The 22,867-nt window shown below is 56.5% G+C and carries 25 protein-coding genes; 21 read left to right on the plus strand and 4 right to left on the minus strand.

Translation table 11 applies throughout. From position 1 onward, the window contains the following. Nucleotides 1-109 precede the first annotated feature (109 nt). From ACFFFR_RS09945 to ACFFFR_RS10045, 21 genes are all read left to right on the plus strand, one after another. A complete protein-coding gene (locus ACFFFR_RS09945; protein ID WP_377460048.1) occupies nucleotides 110-1,435 on the plus strand; it encodes a hypothetical protein in 1,326 nt (441 codons plus the stop codon). Between the two features lie 87 nt (nucleotides 1,436-1,522). Further along, nucleotides 1,523-3,091: a signal recognition particle protein gene (ffh, locus tag ACFFFR_RS09950; RefSeq protein ID WP_377460050.1), complete on the plus strand. Its 1,569-nt coding sequence runs from the start codon at nucleotides 1,523-1,525 to the stop codon at nucleotides 3,089-3,091. A 185-nt stretch (nucleotides 3,092-3,276) separates the two neighbouring features. Then, the gene (gene rpsP, locus ACFFFR_RS09955; protein ID WP_377460051.1) at nucleotides 3,277-3,717 is read left to right on the plus strand and encodes a 30S ribosomal protein S16; all 441 of its coding nucleotides are present in this window, start codon (nucleotides 3,277-3,279) and stop codon (nucleotides 3,715-3,717) included. A gap of 2 nt (nucleotides 3,718-3,719) precedes the next feature. Then, a complete protein-coding gene (locus ACFFFR_RS09960) occupies nucleotides 3,720-3,962 on the plus strand; it encodes an RNA-binding protein (protein WP_377460053.1) in 243 nt (80 codons plus the stop codon). Between the two features lie 94 nt (nucleotides 3,963-4,056). Then, a complete protein-coding gene (gene rimM / locus ACFFFR_RS09965) occupies nucleotides 4,057-4,572 on the plus strand; it encodes a ribosome maturation factor RimM (RefSeq protein ID WP_377460055.1) in 516 nt (171 codons plus the stop codon). Between the two features lie 19 nt (nucleotides 4,573-4,591). Then, on the plus strand, nucleotides 4,592-5,353 hold the full coding sequence (trmD, locus tag ACFFFR_RS09970; protein WP_377460179.1) for a tRNA (guanosine(37)-N1)-methyltransferase TrmD: 762 nt from the start codon (nucleotides 4,592-4,594) through the stop codon (nucleotides 5,351-5,353). A 171-nt stretch (nucleotides 5,354-5,524) separates the two neighbouring features. Continuing rightward, nucleotides 5,525-5,884 (plus strand): 50S ribosomal protein L19, encoded by a 360-nt coding sequence (gene rplS, locus ACFFFR_RS09975; protein ID WP_377460056.1) that lies wholly within the window; start codon nucleotides 5,525-5,527, stop codon nucleotides 5,882-5,884. A 23-nt stretch (nucleotides 5,885-5,907) separates the two neighbouring features. After that, on the plus strand, nucleotides 5,908-6,522 hold the full coding sequence (lepB, locus tag ACFFFR_RS09980) for a signal peptidase I (protein WP_377460058.1): 615 nt from the start codon (nucleotides 5,908-5,910) through the stop codon (nucleotides 6,520-6,522). 214 nt (nucleotides 6,523-6,736) lie between these two features. Next, nucleotides 6,737-9,160: a glycosyltransferase family protein gene (locus tag ACFFFR_RS09985; RefSeq protein WP_377460060.1), complete on the plus strand. Its 2,424-nt coding sequence runs from the start codon at nucleotides 6,737-6,739 to the stop codon at nucleotides 9,158-9,160. Nucleotides 9,161-9,285: 125 nt separating this feature from the next. Continuing rightward, nucleotides 9,286-10,005, plus strand: coding sequence for a signal peptidase I (gene lepB, locus ACFFFR_RS09990; RefSeq protein ID WP_377460062.1), 720 nt, complete (start codon nucleotides 9,286-9,288; stop codon nucleotides 10,003-10,005). A gap of 5 nt (nucleotides 10,006-10,010) precedes the next feature. Next, a complete protein-coding gene (gene rnhB, locus ACFFFR_RS09995; RefSeq protein WP_377460063.1) occupies nucleotides 10,011-10,733 on the plus strand; it encodes a ribonuclease HII in 723 nt (240 codons plus the stop codon). 4 nt (nucleotides 10,734-10,737) lie between these two features. After that, the gene (locus tag ACFFFR_RS10000; protein WP_377460065.1) at nucleotides 10,738-11,055 is read left to right on the plus strand and encodes a DUF2469 domain-containing protein; all 318 of its coding nucleotides are present in this window, start codon (nucleotides 10,738-10,740) and stop codon (nucleotides 11,053-11,055) included. Between the two features lie 121 nt (nucleotides 11,056-11,176). Next, nucleotides 11,177-11,590: a YraN family protein gene (locus tag ACFFFR_RS10005; protein ID WP_377460067.1), complete on the plus strand. Its 414-nt coding sequence runs from the start codon at nucleotides 11,177-11,179 to the stop codon at nucleotides 11,588-11,590. Continuing rightward, nucleotides 11,587-13,134, plus strand: coding sequence for a YifB family Mg chelatase-like AAA ATPase (locus ACFFFR_RS10010; protein WP_377460069.1), 1,548 nt, complete (start codon nucleotides 11,587-11,589; stop codon nucleotides 13,132-13,134). Before ACFFFR_RS10005 ends, ACFFFR_RS10010 begins: the two co-directional genes overlap by 4 nt. A 229-nt stretch (nucleotides 13,135-13,363) precedes the next feature. Continuing rightward, entirely contained in the window at nucleotides 13,364-13,867 is a 504-nt protein-coding gene (locus ACFFFR_RS10015; RefSeq protein ID WP_377460071.1) for a MarR family winged helix-turn-helix transcriptional regulator, read from the plus strand. Nucleotides 13,868-13,884: 17 nt separating this feature from the next. Further along, nucleotides 13,885-14,958, plus strand: a complete 1,074-nt coding sequence (locus ACFFFR_RS10020) for an LLM class flavin-dependent oxidoreductase (RefSeq protein WP_377460073.1) — start codon at nucleotides 13,885-13,887, stop codon at nucleotides 14,956-14,958. Next, nucleotides 14,955-15,521, plus strand: a complete 567-nt coding sequence (locus ACFFFR_RS10025) for an NADPH-dependent FMN reductase (RefSeq protein ID WP_377460075.1) — start codon at nucleotides 14,955-14,957, stop codon at nucleotides 15,519-15,521. Before ACFFFR_RS10020 ends, ACFFFR_RS10025 begins: the two co-directional genes overlap by 4 nt. A gap of 16 nt (nucleotides 15,522-15,537) precedes the next feature. Continuing rightward, the gene (locus tag ACFFFR_RS10030) at nucleotides 15,538-15,990 is read left to right on the plus strand and encodes a YybH family protein (protein WP_377460077.1); all 453 of its coding nucleotides are present in this window, start codon (nucleotides 15,538-15,540) and stop codon (nucleotides 15,988-15,990) included. A gap of 148 nt (nucleotides 15,991-16,138) precedes the next feature. Further along, a complete protein-coding gene (gene dprA / locus ACFFFR_RS10035) occupies nucleotides 16,139-17,398 on the plus strand; it encodes a DNA-processing protein DprA (RefSeq protein ID WP_377460079.1) in 1,260 nt (419 codons plus the stop codon). Further along, entirely contained in the window at nucleotides 17,373-18,302 is a 930-nt protein-coding gene (locus tag ACFFFR_RS10040; protein ID WP_377460081.1) for a tyrosine recombinase XerC, read from the plus strand. Before dprA ends, ACFFFR_RS10040 begins: the two co-directional genes overlap by 26 nt. Before the next feature lie 125 nt (nucleotides 18,303-18,427). Next, nucleotides 18,428-18,931 carry a DUF3145 domain-containing protein gene (locus ACFFFR_RS10045; RefSeq protein ID WP_377460083.1) on the plus strand — a complete coding sequence of 168 codons (504 nt, stop codon included), beginning with the start codon at nucleotides 18,428-18,430 and terminating at the stop codon, nucleotides 18,929-18,931. 107 nt (nucleotides 18,932-19,038) lie between these two features. Here ACFFFR_RS10045 and fabF read toward each other — a convergent pair whose 3' ends face one another. The 4 genes from fabF to ACFFFR_RS10065 all read right to left on the minus strand — a co-directional run bounded on the left by fabF (nucleotide 19,039) and on the right by ACFFFR_RS10065 (nucleotide 22,795). After that, entirely contained in the window at nucleotides 19,039-20,280 is a 1,242-nt protein-coding gene (gene fabF, locus ACFFFR_RS10050; protein ID WP_377460085.1) for a beta-ketoacyl-ACP synthase II, read from the minus strand. Between the two features lie 160 nt (nucleotides 20,281-20,440). Further along, a complete protein-coding gene (locus ACFFFR_RS10055) occupies nucleotides 20,441-20,686 on the minus strand; it encodes an acyl carrier protein (RefSeq protein WP_377460087.1) in 246 nt (81 codons plus the stop codon). A 91-nt stretch (nucleotides 20,687-20,777) separates the two neighbouring features. After that, the gene (locus tag ACFFFR_RS10060) at nucleotides 20,778-21,827 is read right to left on the minus strand and encodes a beta-ketoacyl-ACP synthase III (RefSeq protein WP_377460089.1); all 1,050 of its coding nucleotides are present in this window, start codon (nucleotides 21,825-21,827) and stop codon (nucleotides 20,778-20,780) included. Nucleotides 21,828-21,862: 35 nt separating this feature from the next. Next, nucleotides 21,863-22,795 carry an ACP S-malonyltransferase gene (locus ACFFFR_RS10065; protein WP_377460091.1) on the minus strand — a complete coding sequence of 311 codons (933 nt, stop codon included), beginning with the start codon at nucleotides 22,793-22,795 and terminating at the stop codon, nucleotides 21,863-21,865. Nucleotides 22,796-22,867: the final 72 nt, after the last annotated feature.

The raw sequence follows: 22,867 nt of genomic DNA on the forward strand, positions 1-22,867 counted from the left end.
CCAAGAGATTGTCACGCTGTGGCAGCGGACATTGGTCCGGCTTTCCGCGACAACAGAAAGAGTCAGCCTTTCTCTAACCGGTGGGCAAGATTCTCGGCTGATGTTAAGCATGGCGCACACGGCCCTGCCCGAACTGCACAACTTCACTTACATGCCTGTGGAATCTAGGTTGGCAGGAGACGAAAACTTCTGGACGGCCACCTACAAGCAGGACTTTGCCATCGTTGAGCAGATGGTCCAGCTCCTGGGTTTGGACCATGAGTTTCTACGACAACCATCCCAGGGACCTGTCGAGGCTGATCTGGCTCCACTCTTGTCCCTCAATAGAGTGGGCTCGCGGCACGGATATTGGGTGGTCCAAACCCTGCTCAAATACTTCGAACCAGATGAGGCTGTTCATATTCGTGGCAACTTCATCGAATCTTTGCGCGGCGCTGCGGCGGTCAACCATGCCGAATCGGATATGAACAACCTCTTGGGCATCATCAACCACCTGCAACGCAAAGCGTTTGCGGTCTCACGCGAAATACGACAAGAGGACCGTGAGCGCTTAGCCATGGAGAAGCTTGACGAGTTCGGGTACTTCGACCTGCCCGCCTCGTGGGAGCGCACCTCTCTCTTTTACGCGGAAGCTCGGACGCCGCAATGGCATGCAGAGATGGCCAACGAACAAGACGTCGTGTTCGATACCTACCTGCCGCACAACAATCGACGTATTTACGAACTGTTCTGGGCGACCCCTATGGCGGACCGGCGAGACGGGATCGTCGTCAAGGACCTCGTCAATGCAACGTCGCCACTATTAAACTTCTTTCCCGTCAATGACGAAGAAACACTCTACGAATCGTGGCGAAAGCACATGACTGAGGGCGTGCAACGAACAAAGCTGATCGATGATTGGCTCCCGCCGATCGGGGATCGAGATCTGATCAGCAGCCAACCCTTGCGGCGTGTCACGCTCAAAGGCGAGCTTCCAGAAAAGACTTTCATCCTGCACAACGGGGGCTTTCATATTCCGGCAGCTGCACTCGCAAAAGCTGGACGGATGGAAAGCCAAGAGTTTCTCGTACCGGCGGGCGCTAACGTGGCGGAATTCGTCCTGCGTCTTCCGTACTCCAACGAAGCCGGGGCAGGCCGTGTACGTTTTGATGTGCACCTCAACAACGCCGTGGTGGCAAGCTTTGACCCGGCACTGACACCCATGATGTCGCTGATCCGGATAGAGAACCTGGAGGCGGGCGATCGCCTCCGCTATGTGCTCAGCAGCACCGTACAACGAGAGGCCGTGAGCTGGCGTCGAGCAACCCTGAGCCAAGTGTCGCAGCTGAATTTTCTGGCTGAAGGGCTAGACGAACCAGTCGCTCCGAAATTACGCTTTCAACGCTCGCGTGTCCCGGCCCAATTGACGGTTCGACCATTGTCGGGGACAAGCTGAGTCTGCAATACGATAAACTTGAAAGTTGGTTCCGTGTTGAACCAAACATTTTTGATGAACCCTGTGTCAGAGGAAAAGTAGCTCTTCGTGTTTAACTCACTCTCAGACCGCCTTACAGCAACCTTCAAAAACCTGCGTGGCAAAGGTCGGCTCAGCGAGGCTGATATCGATGGTACGGCCCGCGAGATCCGCCGTGCCCTCTTGGACGCGGATGTCGCCGTCCCGGTCGTACGTCAGTTCATTGCTGCGGTAAAAGAGCGTGCTCTCGGCGAGGACCTTTCCAAAGCGCTGAACCCTGCGCAGCAGGTCGTCAAGATTGTCAACGAGGAACTGGTCAATATCCTCGGTGGCAAGACACGCAATCTCGAGTTTGCAAAGACACCACCAACGGTGATCATGTTGGCCGGTCTTCAGGGTGCCGGTAAGACCACCTTGGCCGGCAAACTGTCTAAGTGGCTCAAGGACCAAGGTCACACCCCTTTGCTGGTGGCCTGTGACCTGCAGCGTCCGAACGCTGTGACCCAGCTACAGGTCAACGGTCAGCGTGCCGGTGTGCCTGTTTTCGCTCCTCACCCGGGTGTGCAGTCCGAGCACGAAGAAGCAACCGGCGATCCCGTAAAGGTCGCATTAGACGGCGTAGCTGAAGCCAAACAGAAGCTCCACGACGTGGTCATCATTGACACCGCCGGTCGACTGGGCGTGGACGAAGTCCTGATGACTCAGGCCCGCGACATCCGCAACGCGGTCCAAGCTGACGAAGTTCTGTTCGTCATTGACGCCATGATCGGTCAGGACGCCGTCACAACCGCTCAGGCGTTCAACGAAGGCGTCAACTTCACCGGCGTTGTCCTCACCAAACTGGATGGTGACGCCCGCGGTGGTGCAGCCCTCTCCGTTGCCTCCGTCACCGGCAAACCAGTGATGTTCTCCTCCACTGGTGAAGGGTTGAAAGACTTTGAAGTCTTCCACCCAGACCGGATGGCCTCACGCATCCTTGACATGGGTGATGTGCTCACCCTGATCGAGCAGGCAGAACGCAGCTGGGACAAAGACGAAGCAGCACGGATGGCGAAGAAGTTCGCCGACCAAGAAGACTTCACCTTTGATGACTTCCTGGCCCAAATGCAACAGATCCGCAAGATGGGCTCCATGAAGAAGCTGCTCATGATGATGCCCGGGGCTGCCAACATGCGCCAGCAACTCGAAGAGTTTGACGATCGCCAAATCGACCGTATCGAAGCCATGGTGCACTCCATGACCCCGCATGAGCGGGTAGCTCCGAAGATTATCAACGGGTCACGTCGTGCCCGTATTGCACGCGGTGCTGGTGTTCACGTCTCCGAAGTCAACGGCCTCCTAGAGCGCTTCACACAGGCCCAGAAGATGATGAAGAAGATGGCTGCCGGTGGTGGCATGCCTGGCATGCCAGGAATGCCAGGCGGTGGCCCGGGCCGAAAGCGTAAGGGTGCCCAAGCCAACAAACGTAAAGCCAAGGGGCGCTCCGGTAACCCGGCGAAGGCCGCTCAACAAGCTTTGGAAGCGCAGCAGAAGCAGCAGTCTAAGCCGACCGGTGCAGCCTTCGGCGCTCAGCAGGCCAAAGACTTTGATCCGAGCCAGCTGAACCTGCCTTCCGGTTTCGAGAAGTTCCTCAAATAACACACCGGCCCGGATTTAGTATCCGCAACGAAACTTTGGCACAATGGGACGGTACTGAAAAATGTACGGCTCCTCTCACCGTGCACTTTTTCCGTAAATTTTAACAACCACCCAAGTATGGCCCGCCCCACGGGAGCAGAAACAGTGCGTTGTGCCTGAATGAAGAAACAGGAGAGTCCACACAAGTGGCTGTACGTATCCGCCTGAAGCGCATGGGTAAAATCCGTGCACCGTTCTACCGCATTGTCGTTGTCGATGGTCGCAAGAAGCGCGACGGTCGTGTCATCGAAGAGATCGGTAAGTACCACCCAACCGAGAACCCATCCCTGATCGAGGTTGTATCCGACCGCGCTCAGTACTGGCTCGGCGTTGGTGCTCAGCCTTCCGAGCAGGTCACCGCGATCCTCAAGGTCACCGGCGACTGGCAGAAGTTCAAGGGCGAAGAGGGCGCCGAAGGCACCCTGAAGACCCCTGAAGCCAAGGAAGAGTTCGTAGCCCCAGAAAAGGGTTCCGTGATCGTGCCTAAGGCTGAGGAAAAAGCTGAAGAAGCTCCAGCTGAAGAAGAGGCTCCGGCCGAAGAACCAGCTGAAGAAGCACCAGCAGAAGAAGCTGAAAAGGCAGAGTAAGCATGTTAGCTGAAGCGTTAGAACACCTCGTCAAAGGAATCGTTGACTCCCCGGAGGATGTTCAGGTCAACTCCCGCAGCAACCGCCGCGGCCCTGTCCTAGAAGTCAGGGTCCACCCGGACGATCTCGGCCGGGTCATCGGTCGACAGGGACGCACGGCCAAAGCGCTCCGCACCGTCATCGATGCAATCTCCGGCGACGAACAAGTCCGTGTTGATGTTGTTGACACGGATCGGCGCCGCTGATCTTCAGCAGCAACTCGTCAGCTACGGCCCCGCCATGAAAGTGTGCGGGGCCGTAGCCGCTTAACACCACCCCACGCGTAAAGGACAGAAGCAGATGACGCAGCAACCTCAAGAGCAGCTGCACTTGGCTCGCATCGGTAAACCGCACGGCATCAAAGGCGAAGTCACCGTGCAAGTCTTCACCGACAACCCGGAAGAACGCTTTGTCAAAGGTGCAGTGTTCACCTGCGATCACGCAGACTACCCGAACCTGACACTCAGCTCCGCGCGCTGGAACAAAAACATCCTGCTGCTAGGCTTTGCAGAGTTCAAAGACCGCAATACGGCTGAGCTGCTCCGCAACCACCACCTCTACACAGATGAGCTCCTTGAAGAAGACGACGCCTGGTACGAGCATGAGTTCATTGACATCCCCGTCTTCCACAACAACAAACAGATCGGCAAAGTCACGGCGCTGCTGACCGGACCAGTCCAAGACCTGTTAGAAGTCGAACTCAGTGACGGCAAAGAAGTCCTGATCCCACTGGTAGCGGAAATTGTCACAGACATCGATCTAGACCAGCGACGCATCACAGTCGACCCGCCCGCAGGCCTTTTGGAGATGGACTAGGTAAGTCTCAGCCATGACAATGCGTATTGACGTCATCACAATTTTTCCCGAGTATCTGTCCGCCCTGGACGTGTCCCTGATCGGAAAGGCGCGAGCCCAAGGCCTGCTTGATATTCGCATCCACGACCTTCGCGAACACACAACTGACCGCCACAAGACCGTCGACGACACGCCCTACGGGGGCGGCGCCGGGATGGTCATGAAACCTGAGCCGTGGGCCCTAGCGCTAGAAGCAGCCGTTGCAGATTCTGCAGAAGTGGAACTGATCATTCCGTCACCGGCTGGAGCAGTGTTTAACCAGCAGATGGCCTATGAGCTCGCCGAAAAAGAGCACATCGCGTTCGCTTGCGGACGCTACGAGGGCATCGATGAACGCGTCTACGAGTGGGCCGCCGAACACCCGCGCATTCGAGTCCGACCGGTGAGCCTAGGCGACTACGTCCTCAACGGTGGGGAAGTGGCGGTCCTAGCCATGGTCGAAGCCATCGGGCGGCTCGTCCCAGGGGTGATCGGCAACCCTGAGTCCCTGATCGAAGAATCACACTCGAACGGACTGTTGGAATACCCGGTCTACACAAAACCAGCGAACTGGCGAGGCAAGGACGTACCCGAAATCCTGCTCTCCGGAAATCACGCCAAGATTGCCTCCTGGCGAACCAGCCAACAACTGCGCCGGACAGCCCAGCGCCGACCTGACTTGCTGGCAGCCGTGGACCCGGAAACCTTGGACGCGCAAGGGCAAGCTGAATTGGCGCAATTGCGTGCATCTATGGAAGAATAAGTAGCTGTGTCTACCGGGCTTGTACCTGCCACAGGGGGTCCACGCTAACGGTCAGCCACCGCCATCAAACCCACAGTGTTCTGGTGGCGAAAAGATTCTCAGCCGTCCATCGAGACGGCGCCAACATGAGTGTTTGACCTGTGTGCAAGTACTCAAGGAGAATAGTGCATCATGCATACTCTTGACTTCGTTGACGCAGCCTCCCTGCGCGATGACATCCCTGAATTCGCTGCTGGCGACACCGTTCGCGTGCACGTAAACATCATTGAAGGTAAGACCTCTCGTGTCCAGGTTTTCCAGGGCTTCGTGGTTGGTCGTCAGGGCCGTGGCATCGGTGAAACTTTCACCGTTCGTAAGGTTTCCTTCGGTGTCGGTATCGAGCGTACCTTCCCAGTTCACTCCCCAGTGTTGGACAAGATTGAGGTTGTGACCCGTGGTGATGTGCGCCGCGCCAAGCTGTACTACATGCGTGACCGCCACGGTAAGTCCGCACGTATCCGTGAAAAGCGGGACAACAGCGAATCCAAATAAGCTCAGTCTCTGGTTAGCACATAGTGCATCCTGAACAGACTGTGACCAAGCGCCAGTCATTTTTCGGCTGGCGCTTGGTCCTTTTAACGTTGGCGGCGGTCGTCGTCCTGACCGGGCTACTGCGCGCCACCGTGGTGGAGATCTACACGATCCCCACCGATTCCATGGAGCCGACCCTCGACTCCGGAGAAAAGATCCTAGTGAACCGACTGGCCTACCTGGGCGAGCAACCACAAAAGGGTGACCTCGTGGTGTTTGACGGACGGGGCAGCTTCACGCCGTACGAGCCTGACCGACCGCCGCTGCAAGCCATCGGTCAATGGTTGGGAGAACTGAGCGGGATATCTCCACCGGAGGGCATCTTCATCAAGCGGGTCATGGCCACAGAAGGCGACCACATACGCTGCTGCAATGATGACGGTGAGATCGTGCTGAATGGGGAAGTGTTGGTTGAAGACTACCTGCCTTCAGGAGTCAATGCTTCTGAAACTCAGTTCGACATGATCTTGCCTAAAGAACGAGTCTGGCTCATGGGGGACAACCGTCCAGCGTCGGCGGATTCACGCGCACTCCTCGGGGCACCCGGAGGCGGCGCAGTACCCGTCAACAAGATCATCGGCCGGGTCATTGGACACTAACGCATACTGTTTGTCTGTCCTCCGTCAGAGAACAGCGACGCGAGATTTCAGGTCACTGGGAAGTAAGAATAAGAATGTTTAGCTGGTTGTGGGGTTAAGGATGATCCGTAAAACGTTGGGTAATCACTCTAGAAGTATTAAGCGGAGAGTTGACAGCATTGTTCGCCAAGTTTCTTCAAGGAGACAGTCTTCATCACGTTCAGGTGCCACTCGAATGGACGAATACGCGACTAATACAAGAGTTGAATCAGGTTCAACTAAGAACACAGGCGATGAATCATCTTCTGCAGTTCACGGTCCAAGTGAAAACAAGTCTTCTGATCCGCTCCAGGTATCAGAAACTGAACGTCTAATCATAGATCTATTTGAAAATGGCAAACTGGACAACATTATTGAGTTAGCGGGAGATCTCGGCTTAGATACGGAGGCTTTGTCGCCACTTTCGCGGCGTCTCGTTAATCGCAGTGATGTCGCTTTGCGTCTAACTGAAAATCCGTACCCAGTTCCGGAGAGTTTTGGCAAACCAGTTTATAATCCTGTTCCCTGCAAAACTATAGTTTTTGACGATTGTTTACTATCGGATCGACTTGAACGCAATCATGAAGATGGATTCGAAGAAACTCTCTCTGATCTAGCTCAGCACAGAGAGATATTGTATTGTGCTGCCCCAAGTCCGCAAGCCGGAGGGGAATCAAATCCTGATTTGTATCGAATAAATGAGAGAGAAATACAGGGGATTCGTCATATCATCCTTCCTTGTATCTCTGATGACGAAACTCTCAAAAGCTTCTTTTCCGAATCTATTGATGCCTATATGCGCACAATGGAAGCAGAGAGGCCGTCTTCGGTGGTTGCAGTAGCTGATTTTCTGACAGCATTTCCAGCTCTCATCGCGGCAAAACTGATCGGTATTCCTTTTATTTACGATTACAGGTCTCAATGCTCGAATCATTCGATCATCCCGAAAACAAGCAAGGGTGCATGGAAACACTTAAGGTCTACTTACGAAGAGCTCCTGTTGAAGCATTCAGACAAGATCTTTGGAGATACTAGCCTTCTGGCCGAATTTCCAAGGGAAGGCATTGGCTTGAGTGATGCCGATGTTTCGAATAATTCAGATCCAACCGGGACGAACGGAAAGTATGACAGTGTAGCCGGAGCAACATCTTTCCATTCACGGGAATCGACAGCGGATTCTCTGCACGAGTGGAAAACCACGTTGCTTACTTTGGAACACCAAGATGAGCGCACAGGCGAACCAATTGTGTCCATTGCGGATTTGACGATAGGTCTGATCGCCGATCCGTTCAGCCGAGCGATTATTGAGAGCGAATTGACTGTTGTCCACTTGCATGCGGACCACTGGAAAGAACAGCTTGAGCACTCGAAAATTGATTTTCTTTTTTGCGAATCAGCCTGGCATGGGATTGAGGCGAGTTGGACGAGTAAGGTGAATTACCATACCGACGAACAATCTGCGCCGTTGTTCAAGTTGTTGGAGTGGTGTCAAGCTAATGGTATTCCAACCGTATTCTGGAACAAGGAAGACCCTGTCCACTTTCACCGCTTCATTCCTAGCGCGGCATTCTTTGACCACGTGTTCACGACTGATGCCGAATGTATTCGCCGCTATTGCGATTCGGTTCCTCTTACGTCCACGGTATTGTCGCTGCCTTTTTACGTCGCACCGACACTGCACCACCCGGTAGCCCATAAGGAAGAGCAAAATAGTTATTCGCTGTTTGCCTTCGCAGGGGCATATTACGGGAAGCGTTTCAGACAGCGATCTGCTGATTTCGACATGATTGCAGAAGTTGCCCGGCAATACGGGTTAACAATCTATGATCGAACTTCTGAGGATCCAAATACTCCTTACAAGTTTCCAGAACGCTATCACGAACTTTTGCAACCATGTGTGCCTTATGAATCCATTCCGCATGTATACAGAGCGCATCCAATTCATCTGAACATCAATTCAGTAGGTAATTCATCGACTATGTTCGCTCGGCGTGCAGTGGAGATCGCGAGTTGCGGGCGAAATATCATTTCGAACAATTCGCCAGCTTTGAGCAATATGTTCCACGGAAAAATTCCGATAGTGACATCGAAAGATGAAGTTTATTCAGTTCTAGAAAACTGGATTGACCAACCGCGTGAAATGCTTCGAAATGCTTGGGAAATGCGAGCGGCAGTTCGTGAAGGTCATACGCTTCGTAATAGGATGACGCTAGTTGCCCGAATTGCTGGTTTTAGAGTTGATGCAGAGCAAATGCCTTTGGTGGTAGTGAAAGCTCCAGAAAACGCAACAGCTCGTGCGATAACTTCCATCGAGAACCAAGTTTATGGTGTGTCGACAAATACGCGGCAGGATGATACGCAGTTGTCTCCATATAAATGGGTGGCAAAATGGGATGGTGAAATTCTAGATCCTAGAACAATTGCAGACATGGTTCATATTGCGCTGGACGTGGGCGCATCTAGGGTCGAAGCTGAATTTATGGAGATCCCTGACATTTTTGCTCCGATCGCTTATTTTGGTCGTATCACTCGACCTGCGGTTACTCTTGAAACGAATTTCGTTGAGGGACCAACAGTGGTTATTAGGCGTCTCAGCGTGGGTAGTATTGATGAAGATTAATTAGTTCACAAGCTTGTGCACCCTAGCCACGCTGTTCAAATAACACTTTGCACTAAGCATTGTGTCGATGGTTTCGTGTTTCAATTGCCATCGTTATCGGAGCTTTACTAGCCAGTTGGAGCTAAATGAACCTTAGTATCACCCCGGAACGAAAGAGTGCTATTTGGCGTAGCGTTCGAGAGTTCCTGATCATCATCGTGATCGCGTTGGTGGCCTCCTTCATCATCAAGACCTTCTTCTTCAGAGCGTTCTACATCCCCTCCGGATCCATGGAAAACACGCTTCAGATCAAGGACCGCATCTTCGTCAACCTGATGCGTCCTGGCATCTGGGACATTGACCGCGGTGACATCGTCGTTTTCACCGACTCTGACGGCTGGCTCAAAGACACCGCGTACGACACCTCGGACACGGAACCAAACGCGCTGGAAAACGTTCTCATCTTCGTTGGTCTGCAGCCGGACCCGGCAGAACAGCACTTGATCAAACGCGTCATCGGGATGCCGGGCGACCGCGTCGAATGCTGTGATGACTCCGGACGAATCAAGGTCAACGGTCAGCCGATCGATGAACCTTATGTTCACGCGGGCGTGGCTCCCTCAGACTTTGAATTTGATGTGACCGTTCCAGAAGATTCACTGTGGGTGATGGGAGACAATCGCAACCGATCGGCAGACTCCCGCTACCACATGGATGGGGAGTTGGAAGGTTTCGTACCGATCGACACCGTCACTGGCCGTGCCGAGCTTCGGGTTTGGCCATTTGACGCGTTTGGTGATGCAGGCAATGCTCGAGAGCCCTTCGAGAACGTCCCCGAACCCGCTGGCGCCACACATTCGAAATAGCTGCCATGACTATCAAGAGCGCTGTTGTTGTCCCGGACCTGTCGCTGGAGCGAACGTGGGCTGCCCAACACCGTAGCAACGGCACATCGAATACTTTGATCGCTGGGTTTGATGAAGTGGGACGTGGTGCCCTCGCTGGGAATGTCACCGTAGGCTGCGTCATCGTTGACCCCATCACAGCGAGTGAACTCGCCGGTGTGAGAGATTCCAAACTCCTGAGCCAGAAACACCGGGAGGAGTTGGTCGAGCCGATCAAGTCCTGGGCCCGCGGTTGGGGAGTAGGACACGCTACCGCAATAGAGATCGACGACTACGGGATCACGGTGGCCCTCCGGTTGGCTGGACACCGTGCACTGCGGCAGGCCACGGCAGAGAAACTCATGCCGGCCCGGATTCTTTTGGACGGGAGTCACGACTGGTTGAGCCCGGTGATTGACCTGTTCTCCGCAGGGTACGACCATGAGTATGTGGAGAATTGTCCGCCGGTGAGCACGGTGCTGAAAGGGGATCTGAAATGTCTTTCAGTTGCGGCCGCGTCGATCCTCGCGAAAGTCGAACGGGATCACTTACTGAGCTGTTTGGATGAACAGTTCCCGGAGTATGGTTGGAAACAAAACAAGGGCTATGGTTCAGGCGCGCACCGCGCCGCGATCCAAACATTGGGTCCAACCATCCACCACCGACACAGTTGGCTGAGTAAAATTTTGTCCACCCACGAGGAAGAGTGAAGACATGAGCGCGGAAGAACTCGAACAGTATGAAGCCGAGATCGAACTCGGACTCTACCGCGAATATCGTGACGTCATTTCTCTTTTCAAATACGTTGTCGAGACTGAACGGCGTTTCTACCTGGCGAACCAGGTGTCAGTCGAGACCAAGACTCAGGGCCAGTCAACCTACTTTCAGGTCGACCTTGTCGACGCTTGGGTCTGGGACATTTACCGCACCAGCCGCTTCGTAAAGAACGTTTCGGTGCGGACCTTTGCCGATGTGAACGTCGAAGAGTTGGTTCATGCGAATCTGCCCGATCACATAGGACCCAACAACTAGCCCTTAGATACCCGCCACTCTTCCACACGCAACAACGAGGGCCGTTTCTTACGGCGCTCTTGTCAGGACGTGAATTCTCCCTGCCCAGAAGTGAGCACACTCTAGGCTCAGGGAGGAAACCATGACTCAAGAACAAATGCGGCTCCGGATCCCGGAACAGTCCCACCGGCAGCGGTTGGGTCGGTGCGGAGAGTTCATTGCGGCAAACTACTTGCAAGCCCTGCACTATCGAATCTTGGACCAAAACTGGACGTGCCGGTCAGGAGAGATCGACCTCGTCGGTTACGGTGAGGACCACCTGGTGTTCGTCGAAGTTAAGGCACGCACGGGTTTGGACTTCGGTCACCCCTTGGAAGCGATCACTGAACCCAAGTTCAAACGACTTTGTCGGCTTGCGGCCTACTGGCGCAAGAAACAACAACACAAGTATGGGTTCCTTGACCGGCATGTTCCACAGCGCATTGATGTCATCGGCATTGTCTTTACCGAACACGGGCTGGAACTCTCCCATCAGCGTGGAATTGACGTCGCATGAGCGCACCATCCACACACCGTATTGGGCTCAGTCACTCGGCCACACTCCACGGCGTCACAGCTTTCCCTGTTACGGTCGAAACCGATATTGGTGGGGCAGTACCCAACTTCATTATTTTGGGTCTGGCGGATAAAGCGGTCCAAGAATGCCGAGACAGAATCCGTGCGGCAGCCAAGTCCGTCGGACTACCCTTGCCGCCCCAACGCATCACCGTGAACCTTGCACCTGCTAACACCCCTAAAGCCGGCGCACACTTCGACCTAGCTATCCTGATGAGCATCTTCGACAAGTCTGAACTGCTCATTGGCGCAGAGCGTACTTTTTTCGCCGCAGAGCTCGGACTGGACGGTACGGTGAAGCCCGTCCGGGGAATCCTGCCTATGCTGCTTGCAGCTCGCGACAATGGTCTCACTCAGGCGGTGGTGGCTGCTGATAACGCTGCAGAAGCAGGCTTGGTCACTGGGATCACGGTCAAGGGCTATAACCATCTGAGTGAAGTCCTCAACGACTTTCTCGACGATCCCAGAATCAGTCTGCCTGAACCAGCTGTAGGACAGAAGCTGACTCCTGCTGAAAGACGTGAGGTTTCTGACCGAGCTGTGCTCGATATGAGCCAAGTTTCAGGCCAAGCCCAAGCTCGTTTCGCGCTAGAAGTCGCAGCGGCCGGACGACATCACCTACTTCTCGTTGGGCCGCCCGGCGCTGGCAAGACTCTACTGGCCCAACGTCTACCCACCATTCTGCCGGCGTTGAGCGTAGATGAAGCCTTGGAAGCTACAGCGATCGCCTCTCTATGGCGTACAGAAGGCACCATCGAAGGCCTCCGGACAACACCGCCGTTTGTTGACCCACACCATCATGCAAGCACCAGTGCCATCATTGGCGCTGGTCGTCCTAGCGCGCCGCCCGGGGCTATCACTCAAGCACACCGCGGTGTCCTCTTCCTTGACGAAGCTCCCGAGTTCAAACGGGACACACTTGAGGCACTGCGGCAGCCACTGGAAGCGAAGAAAGTCACGGTCATGCGGGCCGGAGCAACGATAGATTATCCGTGCGACTTTCAGCTGATCATGGCAGCAAACCCCTGTCCCTGCGGTTACAACCCCAGTGCACAGTGCCGGTGTACACCGCAGCAGCGCCACCGATACAACACCCGGTTATCAGCACCATTACTGGATCGAATTGATCTTCAAGTGCGCGTTGAGCCGGTCAAAGCCGAGAATCTAGGGCAAAGCTCTGAGCACGAGACATCAGCTACGATTGCGGCCCGTGTCAACGCTGCTCGGCAGCGTCAACGTGCTCGACTTCAAGAGTTCGGGTATGAATTGAACTCCGAAATAGACATGCTGTTGGCAACAGGAGCGCTCAAGCTACCCGCCTCGACACGTAGGAACCTCGACCGCCACCTCGAGCGCGGCTTACTCACTGCGAGGGGATATCTACGAGTTATCCGGATCGCGTGGACCTTGGCAGATCTGCGCGGCATCGAGATGCCGGACATGGGGTGTGTCGATGCCGCATTTACTTTGCGGATGAACTTCTGACGGTTGCTCAGTGGAAAGCGAGGCATTGACGGGTCCTAGCCTGCTCGACTCGGCAAAAGCCGAACGAAGCGAAGACAACCCGTCAGCCCGGCTTGAATTCTACTTCCTACTTAGCTCAGCCTTCGCCGTCCACGAATAGAGGCGGTGTCTTTGTGGAGCGATTAGTCGAATTCTCACTTGAGTGGTAAAGTGAAGTATCACTTGATAGGTAAAGCGAGACGGAGGGTTCATGCAAGACCGGCCAATCGGTGTCAGAATCTGGCTTCGCATGCTCAGGTTCGTGCAACGCAGCAACTGTGTTTCGAACGATTTCTTGTCCCAAGCGGGCTTGAGCGTTGGGCAGTTCGAAGCTCTGACGCAGATCCAGGCGGGCCAGCCGATCACTCAAAGTGACCTAGCGGCCGGATTGACTATCAGCCACGGGGGAGTCTCTCGCATGCTCAGCCGGTTGGAAGAACTCGGACTGATCCGTCGAACACAAGAGTGGAAGACCAAATACATTTCCCTCACCGACGCTGGTGAAGAGCTCTTAGCAAAGGTCTATCCGGGACAGATTGCTTTGCAAGCTTCAATGTTCACGGATGTGCTCACCGAAGATGAGCAGAAACAGCTTTATACGCTCATGCGCAAGGTCCACAAGAACAGCCTGACCAAAGAAGCGCCCATTGGCCTAGCACCTGAAGAGGATAAGCCCGGCCCCGACAGCGATGATCACACGGAGAAGAACTTATGATTACACAGGCGAACAGCATGGCCGATTTTCACATCAACCCAGCAGACGGTCTGCAATTTGGTATGTATACGTTGGGGGACCACCTGCCAAACCCGCACACGGGTGAACGCGTCAGCGCCGGTGAACGAATCCGTGAATTTGTTGACTATGCCAAAGCCGCTGAGCAAGCTGGCTTTGATGTCTTCAGCGTAGGGGAGAGCCACCAAGAGTACTTTGCCTCCCAAGCACATGCGGTGATTCTCGGCGCCATTGCTGAGGGAACCAGCAAGATTCGTATCTCCAGCACATCAACGATTCTGAGTACCTCCGACCCAGTCCGGGTCTACGAGAACTTCGCGACCTTGGACCTGCTTTCGGAAGGTCGGGCAGAAGTCGTGGCAGGTCGAGCCTCCCGCATCGGACTGTTCGAGCTGCTGGGCTACGACGTTCGAGACTATGAGGAACTCTTCGAAGAGAAGTTTGATCTGCTGCTGCAGATCAACCGTGAAGAAGTCGTGAATTGGAAGGGCCAGTTCCGTGCCGAACTGAAAGACGCCCAGGTGCTTCCACGCCCACAGCGTGGTTCGCTGCCCATCTGGCGCGCAGTCGGCGGCGCACCGGGCAGCGCCATCAAGGCAGGACTAGCGGGTGCCCCAATGGTGATGGCACACTTGGGCGGCCCGGTAGCGGCTTTCCAGCAGACCATCGATGCGTACCGGCACGCGGCCGAACATGGTGGTCACGACCCGGCTACGTTGCCGGTTGCCACGGCGGGCTTCCTCTACGTGGCAGATTCCACCCAAGAGGCGCTCCGGGAACTGTACCCGCATGTGAACGAAGGCATGATTCGCACCAATGGGCGGGGCATGTCTAAGCAGCTGTTCGCCCAGTCAGCCGACCCACGCAGCATCGTCAATATCGGAAGCCCGCAAGAAGTGATCGAGAAGATTCTTTACCAGCATGAAGCGTATGGGCACCAGCGCTTCTACGGGCAGATCGACTTTGGTGGGGTGCCGTACAAGAACGTCATGAAGAACATCGAGTTGATCGGTGAAGAAGTCATCCCGGCGGTTAAGAAGTACACCGCCAAGAAGGAGAAGACACAGGCATGAAAATCGTAGGACTATCCGGCTCCATCGTGGGTCGCACGACCCGCTCAGCCCTGAACTACACCCTCCAAGCCATCCAGAAACAAGATCCAACGATCGAAACCGAACTGGTAGACCTCGCCGAGTACGAGGTGCAATTCGCCGACGGTCGTCACTACCTGGACTACACCGGAGACACCCGGTCGGTAGCCGAGAAGCTCATGGCAGCAGACGCCATCATCTTTGGCAGCCCCACCTTCCAAGCCTCCATCCCCGGCACTTTGAAGAACGTCCTAGATCTGCTGCCGGCAGATGGCCTGCAAGATAAGGTCGTCGGGATGATCATGACCGCAGGAACAGCCAAACACTATTTGGTAGGTGAACACCACCTGCGCCCAATCTTGTCCTACATGAAGGGGCACCTGCTGCAGAACTACGTGTTTGTTGAAGCCAAGGACGTGTTCCGCGGTGAAATCGCCAACGATGACATTGCCATGCGCCTAGAACGGCTCGGCGAAGACCTCATTGCGAACACAAAATCGTACTCGCAGATGCAGATGGAACGGGAAGCCGCGTACGCGTTCTGATTGGAGAAAGACGATCATGTTGGAAAAACCAGAAGATGTCATCCGTGGATGGGAAGAGTCTTGGAACGCTGCGGATGCTGACGCCCTGGCGGCACTCTTTGCAGAAGATGCAGAATTCGTAAACGTGGTGGGGCTTTGGTGGCACGACCGCGACCAGATCCGGAAGTCCCACGCGTTCGGCTTCACCGACATCTTCCCCGGCTCCACGATCACCATGGGCGAGCCACGGATCCGCATCATGGGCGGCGTGGCAGCTACGGTGCTCAGCAAATGGCGGCTCGTTGGCCAGGTGTCGCCGACAGGAGAGCCAGCGGATGCTCGGGAGGGAATCTTCACGTTCGTTTTAGAACGACAAGAGGACGGTTGGATCACTGTCGCTGCGCACAACACGGACATCGTTCCCGGCACCCAAACCCATATCAACACTGCAGGGTCGCGGGACACCATCTATTACCGACCCGTGGACTGATCCGACACGACTGGTGCCGATCCACACCCTTGCTACAGCGCTCCGTGATCCCCGTGAGAACGCCATAGCAAGGGTGTATTGGTCGCATCTGGCCATCATGTGAGTATCAGCATCAGCTGAGCTGAACATCCAATCAAGGACTTGCATAATGACCACCTGTTATCCGGCCGATCTACGGCCCGACCTAGAACCACTGCGTAGAATCCGGGTGGAGCTCGCCCACATTATTGAACCGGAAGACTGGATCGGCATGCAGCTGATCCACCATCTCGGCCCAGAACAAGCCCACCGTCTGGTCACCGATACCAGCCTCAACGAGCATCGACTCAGCAAAGTTCTACATGATCACGGTGCCGTGATGCCCCAGCGGAGCTTCGCCGCGACCGTGCAAGCTGCGTTGCGTCGCTGGAACAAACGTATTACTACCCTTGCCGATTCCGAGGCGCACGCAATTATGCGGGGCGTAGACGCCGCCCTCCTGATCCCGGAAGACCCACGCTGGCCACAACAATTGGCCGACTTGGGAGCCGACCAACCTGTGTTGCTATGGGTCCGTGGCGATCCGGAGATCCTGAACGAGCATCAGGTAGCGGTCGTCGGCGCCCGTGCCGCAACACCGTACGGAACGGCTGTGGCCGAAGATCTTGTTGGCATGATCATCCGAGCTGGTCATCACGTCACCAGCGGTGGAGCCTACGGCATAGACGCCGCCAGCCACCACGCCGCCCTGCGAACCAGTGCTAACCCCAGGGGCGGGAAAAGCACCCGTAACGGGTCGAGAACAATCGCAGTCCTGGCAGGCGGCATTGACCGGTACTATCCTGCCGGTAATCGCGATCTGCTGCGGCGTATCGCTCAAAACGGAGCGGTCATCAGTGAAGTGCTCCCTGGCCGGCCGCCGAGCAGATATCGCTTCCTCTCCCGCAACAGAATCATCGCCGCACTCTCGTCCTTGATCGTCGTGGTTGAGGCCCAACACCGTTCCGGTGCCCTCAACACCGCCCACCACGGACTGAACCTTGGGCGCACTGTGGCGGCAGTACCCGGTAGCGTTTTCGCAACCAGTTCAGCGGGGTGCCACCGACTGATCCAAGAGACCCCAACAGAGCTGATCTACCGCGCAGAAGACGTCCAACGCCTACTAGATGTCACCGTCACCCAAGCCGAGCAGCACGAAGAAAGCCTAGACCTGACGGAATTGATGGTGCTGGCCTGCCTGCCGGTAAGTAAACACGTCGGCATTGATGGCATTGTGGACCGGACCGGGCTGCCTGTGCACCAGATCCTCGCGATTCTGACACAATTAGCAGCAAGTGGTTACGCCGTAGAGCGCGATCAGCTCTGGCGCAGCACAGGCCGGACAAGCCATTCAAGGGAGCAGCATGACAACGCGAAAAAGCTGGGATGAACTCATCGATGCCTACGCGCGTTATCTAGCCCATGAACTCAACCGAAGCCCCAATACGATCAAGGCCTACGTCGCCGACTTACAAGACTGCGCAGAGTTCCACCGTCAACACAAAGTTCCAGAGGTGTCAGGGTGCTCACTGAACTCTCTGCGTCAGTGGCTCGCCACCGTGCAACAAGCCGGGGCAGCAAGTAAAACGATTGCCCGCAAGGTCTCTGCGGCACGGACTTTCCTGCAGTGGTGCGTAGACCGCGAGTATCTTGAAGCAAACCCGGCACTTCGCTTAGCCAGCCCCAAGCAAAACCAACAGCTGCCCACCGTCCTGTCAGCCAAACAGGTCGAACAGTTCTTTCAGCTGGCCAACCACAGATTCGACGAGACGGAGGATGGCTCTGTTGAACGAGCGCTCGCAGCTCGGGATCTGGCAATGTTCGAAGTCCTCTACGGCGCCGGCATCCGTGTCGGTGAACTCACCGGTTTGGACACCCAGCACATCGATTTCAGTCAGCAGCTCATCCGGGTGCGGGGTAAAGGCGACAAGGAACGGATTGTGCCTATCGGTGTGCCAGCTGTGAAAGCGTTACGCAACTGGCTAGATCTCCGGCACACTGTGGCTAGACCAGAAACATCGGCATGTTTCGTGGGGGCACAGGGCAGGCGGATCAATCAGCGTGTCGTGCGGGAACAAGTAGATAGGATCCTCGAGCAGATACCGGACACGGCCGCCCGCGGCCCACACGCTTTGCGACACAGCGCAGCGACCCACTTGCTGGACGGGGGAGCGGACATCCGTTCGGTACAAGAAGTGCTCGGACATGCCTCCCTGCAAACCACCCAGTTGTACACCCATGTCTCTATCGATCGTCTCCGCGAAAGCTACCAGCAGGCACACCCGCGTGCCTGATAGCGAAAACTCGTGCCAGTGGTGCACAATAGAGGTTGAGAACTGGATCTACAGGCACAGCATGCCACCTTCACATGAGCCAAGGCGTTGGGGAAGACGTCCTTAGCAAGTCATTGGAGGAAAGCATGGAGAACGTCACCACGCGCGGGGTGTTGTACATTCACTCCGCAACGGCAGCGCTGTGCAGTCATTTGGAATGGGCACTGTCTGCTGTCAACGTCGAACACACCAAGTTCGAATGGATCGACCAGCCGGCCATGCCCGGAATGGTTCGTGCCGAAGTACTCTGGCGCGGGCCACAAGGTTCTGCCGCCAAAATCGCCTCAGCCATTCACAACTGGGTACACCTACGCTTCGAAGTCGTCGAAGAGCCCAGCGCCGGCGCTGACGGGGCGCGCTATTCGTATACCCCTGAACTGGGGATCTTCCATGCCACCACAGACGTGCACGGCAACATCATGGTCTCCGAAGACCGGATCCGCTACGCCTACGAACAAGCCGCAGGTGACCCAGCCTTGGTCTACCGTGAACTCTCTCTGGCACTCGGCGAAGCCTGGGACGAAGAGCTTGAGCCATTCCGGCTCGCCGGTGAAGGCGCCCCCGTACGCTGGCTACACCAAGTCGGGTAGCGCTTCAGCGCCAAGCACTGAACACAAAAACAAGATCGGCCCCACCGGAGTTTCCTCCACTGGTGGGGCCGATCTTATGTTTTCAAGGTGCGCTTGAAACCTGATTCTTAGTAGCTGCGGAAGACTCCCACAGCGTTGTGGCCACCAAAACCGAACGAGTTCGACACGGCGACCAAATCACCGGTACCGAAATCGGTCCGGGACGTCACAACATCCAGCGGGATCTGCGGATCCTGGTTCTCCAAGTTGATCGTCAACGGAGCTGTGCGCTCGTAGAGCGCCTTGACCGTCAAGACCGCCTCAATGGCACCGGAGGCGCCCAAGAGGTGACCGGTCTGCGACTTGGTCGCGGACACCTTGATGTTCTCAACATGGTCCCCGAAAGCGGCCCGCATAGCGGTGTACTCGGGGATGTCGCCCACCGGGGTGGAGGTGGCGTGCGCGTTGACGTGCACAACATCCGTTGGAGCCACACCAGCGTCTTCCAACGCACCCTTCAAGGCGCGGGTGGCACCCAGACCGTCCGGATCAGGTGCGGTGATGTGGTGAGCGTCGGAGGTCACGGCGGTTCCGGCGAGTTCGGCGTAAATGCGTGCCCCGCGAGCCTTGGCATGTTCCTCTGATTCGATGATCAGCGCGCCAGCACCCTCACCAATGACGAAACCGTCACGGTCAATGTCGTACGGGCGGGAAGCGTGCTCAGGGTCGTCGTTGCGTTTCGACAGAGCCTGCATGGCGGCGAAAGCACCGATCGGCAGTGGGTGAATCGCAGCTTCTGCGCCACCGCAGACCACGATATCTGCTTTCCCGGACCGGATAAGCTCCAGCGCGTTGCCTAGGGCCTCCGTGCCGGAAGCACAAGCCGAGACAGGGGTGAAGGAACCGGCACGGGCGCCTAGGTCAAGGCTGACAGCGGCGGCCGGACCATTGGGCATCAGCATGGGCACAGTCATGGGCAAGACCCGGCGTGGACCACGCTCGCGCAAGGTGTCCCACGCATCCAGCAGCGTCCAGACACCGCCAATGCCGGTGGCCATGGCCACGGCGAATCGGTCCTTATCGATATCGTCTAGGTCCAGACCGGAGTCGGCGACGGCTTCGCGGGCGGCGATGACACCAAACTGCGTGGACGGGTCCATGCGTTTGGTCTCAACTTTTTTCAATACTTCAGCGGCAGGGACCGCGGCGGTGGCAGCAAAGGTGACCGGAAGTTCATATTTTTCCACCCAGTCGTATTCCATAGGGCGGGCACCGGAAACTCCCTGCAGAGAGTTCTGCCAGAATGTTGGCACATCTCCACCGGTGGGGGTGGTGGCACCAAGGCCGGTAATAACGGCTTTACGGCTCATTGTTCAAGATTCCTTGTCTGAGGAATAGCTCTGGTGGAAAGAAAAGTCTTGGGTTGGTGGGTGTGTGCTCACGTGGCTTCTTCCACCCAAGTGGTCGAAGAAGCCACGCAGCAAACCCGGAGCCCGCGCTCACCTGATGCAGGTGGTGCGGGGAAATGCGTTAGTTCTGTGCGTTGGCGATGAACTCGACAGCGTCGTTCACAGTCTTGAGGTTCTTGACTTCCTCATCTGGGATGCGCACATCGAACTTCTCTTCAGCGTTGACCACGATGGTCATCATGGAGATCGAGTCGATGTCCAGGTCTTCGGTGAAGGTCTTTTCCAGCTGGACCTCTTCGGTCTCGATGCCGGTCTCTTCGTTGACGATTTCAGCCAAACCGGCCAGGATTTCGTTCTTGTCAGCCATGGGGCTTCCTTTCAACTCCGGGTCAGGAAATATTTCTGACTCTTATTAGGTGGGTGTGCTGCCAACTGCCGGCCGCACGTGGTGGTGTGCCTTATGGCATCCGTACCACTTGGGCACCGTACACAAGGCCGGCACCAAAACCAATTTGTAGGGCGAGACCACCGGAGAGCTCCGGGTTCTCTTCCAGCAGGCGATGCATCGCCAGCGGGATGGAGGCCGCGGAGGTGTTCCCCGCGGTACGAATGTCACGGGCGACCATGACAGACTCAGGCAGCTTCAGCTGCTTGACCATCTCATCGATGATACGCATGTTGGCCTGATGTGGCACGAAGGCTGCTAGGTCTTCGGCCTTCACACCGGCCGCATCGAGAGCCTCTTGGGCCTTCTTAGCCATCTGCCACACAGCCCAGCGGAACACCGCAGGTCCGTCCTGGCGCAGGGTCGGCCACTTCTTGGACTCGGTGGCGGCGGTGGTGTCGCCGTCAATGTAGGCGGCGTTCAGCGCGTCCCGGGCTTCGGTCAGGGACATGTCCATGCCGACTGCGTCCCAGCGCTCACCGTCAGAACCCCAGATCGAGGCGCCGATTCCTGCCGTTTCAGACGCGGAGACAATGGCGGCGCCGGCGCCGTCACCCAAGATGAAGGAGATGGTGCGCTCGGTGTTGTCGATGAAGTCGGAGAGCTTCTCCACGCCGACCACCAAGACGTGCTTGGCCGCACCGGAGCGCACCAGCGCGTCTGCTTCGGCAATGCCGTAGCAGTAGCCGGCGCAGGCAGCGGAGATGTCGAAGGCTGGGATCTTGTTGCAGCCCAGTTCAGCGGCGACCAGAGCGGCAGCTGATGGCGTGGCATACGGGAAGGTGACGGTCGAGATGATGACCGCGTCAAGGTCCTTGGCGTCCAGCCCGGCTTTCTGAAGAGCTTCCTCACCGGCAGCTACGGCCATGGACACCACGGTTGTGTCTTGATCCGCGCGGTGGCGGGTGGCGATACCGGTGCGTTGCTGAATCCATTCGTCAGAGGAATCGATCCACTGGCAGATCATCTCGTTATCGACGATCTCGGTGGGGCGGTACGCACCCATCGCGATGATCTCCGAATATGGATTCGGCACAGTGGTAGTCAGTGGGGCATGGGACATTGGTTGTGTTTCTCTCTTCGGTACGCGTGCGCGTATTAGTGAGCTGCCGTGTGCTCGGCAATGAATTCTTGTGCGGCGGACAGGTCATCCGGGGTCTTCAACGCGAAGCCCTTGACCCCGCGCATACCGCGCTTGGCTAGACCGACCAAGGTGCCAGCTGGAGTCAATTCTAGGATGCCGTTGACGGAGTTTTCGAGCAAGGTCTCCATGCAGGCATCCCAACGCACCGGGCGAGCGACCTGAGCGACCAACGATTCGACGACCGCGGTACCGGAGGAGACTGGCTGCCCGTCGAAGTTCGACAGCAGCGTTGCCTGCGGATCCTGCGGGCTCAGTTGCTGGGCCAGCTCAGCCAGGGCCGGCTGCGCCGAAGCCATGTAGTCCGTGTGGAAAGCGCCAGCGACCTTCAGGGGGATGACCCGGGTCTTCGCCGGTGGGTTCTCGGCGAAAGCGGCGAGTTTGTCGAGTGCACCTGCCGCGACGATCTGGCCACCACCATTGACGTTGGCCGGGGTCAGCTCGGCGGCGGCAATGGCGGCCAAGACATCCTCAGCGTCGCCGCCGAGAACAGCGGACATTCCGGTCGGGGTTGCGTTCGAAGCGTCTGCCATGCCGGTGGCGCGGGTGCGTACAAAGCGCATGGCAGCTTCCGGTTCGAGAACACCGGTGAGTGCGGCCGCCGTGATTTCACCGACAGAGTGTCCGGCGTAGATCACCGGGGCGTCGGCCGGGAGTTGATCGAGTTTGAGCGCTGTTGCGGCGAGCAGACCTGCGGCAACAATGAGCGGCTGGGCGACTGCGGTGTCTTTGATCGTTTCTTCATCGGAGGTGGTTCCGTGCGTGATCAGGTCGACACCTGCCTGCTCGGAGAGAGCCTGCAGTTGATCCTTCAGGCCGGGCAGTTCAAGCCACGGGGTGAGGAATCCGGGGGTTTGAGAGCCCTGTCCAGGGCAGACGATTGCTAACACTCTTCAAGCTTTCCAAAGTTCGGGGTAAAAGCAGCGCTGATTTGCTTACTAAGCTCTGCTCGAGCCTTTGTA

The sequence above is a fragment of the Micrococcoides hystricis genome (genome assembly GCF_042434215.1).
GTDB lineage: Bacteria > Actinomycetota > Actinomycetes > Actinomycetales > Micrococcaceae > Micrococcoides > Micrococcoides hystricis.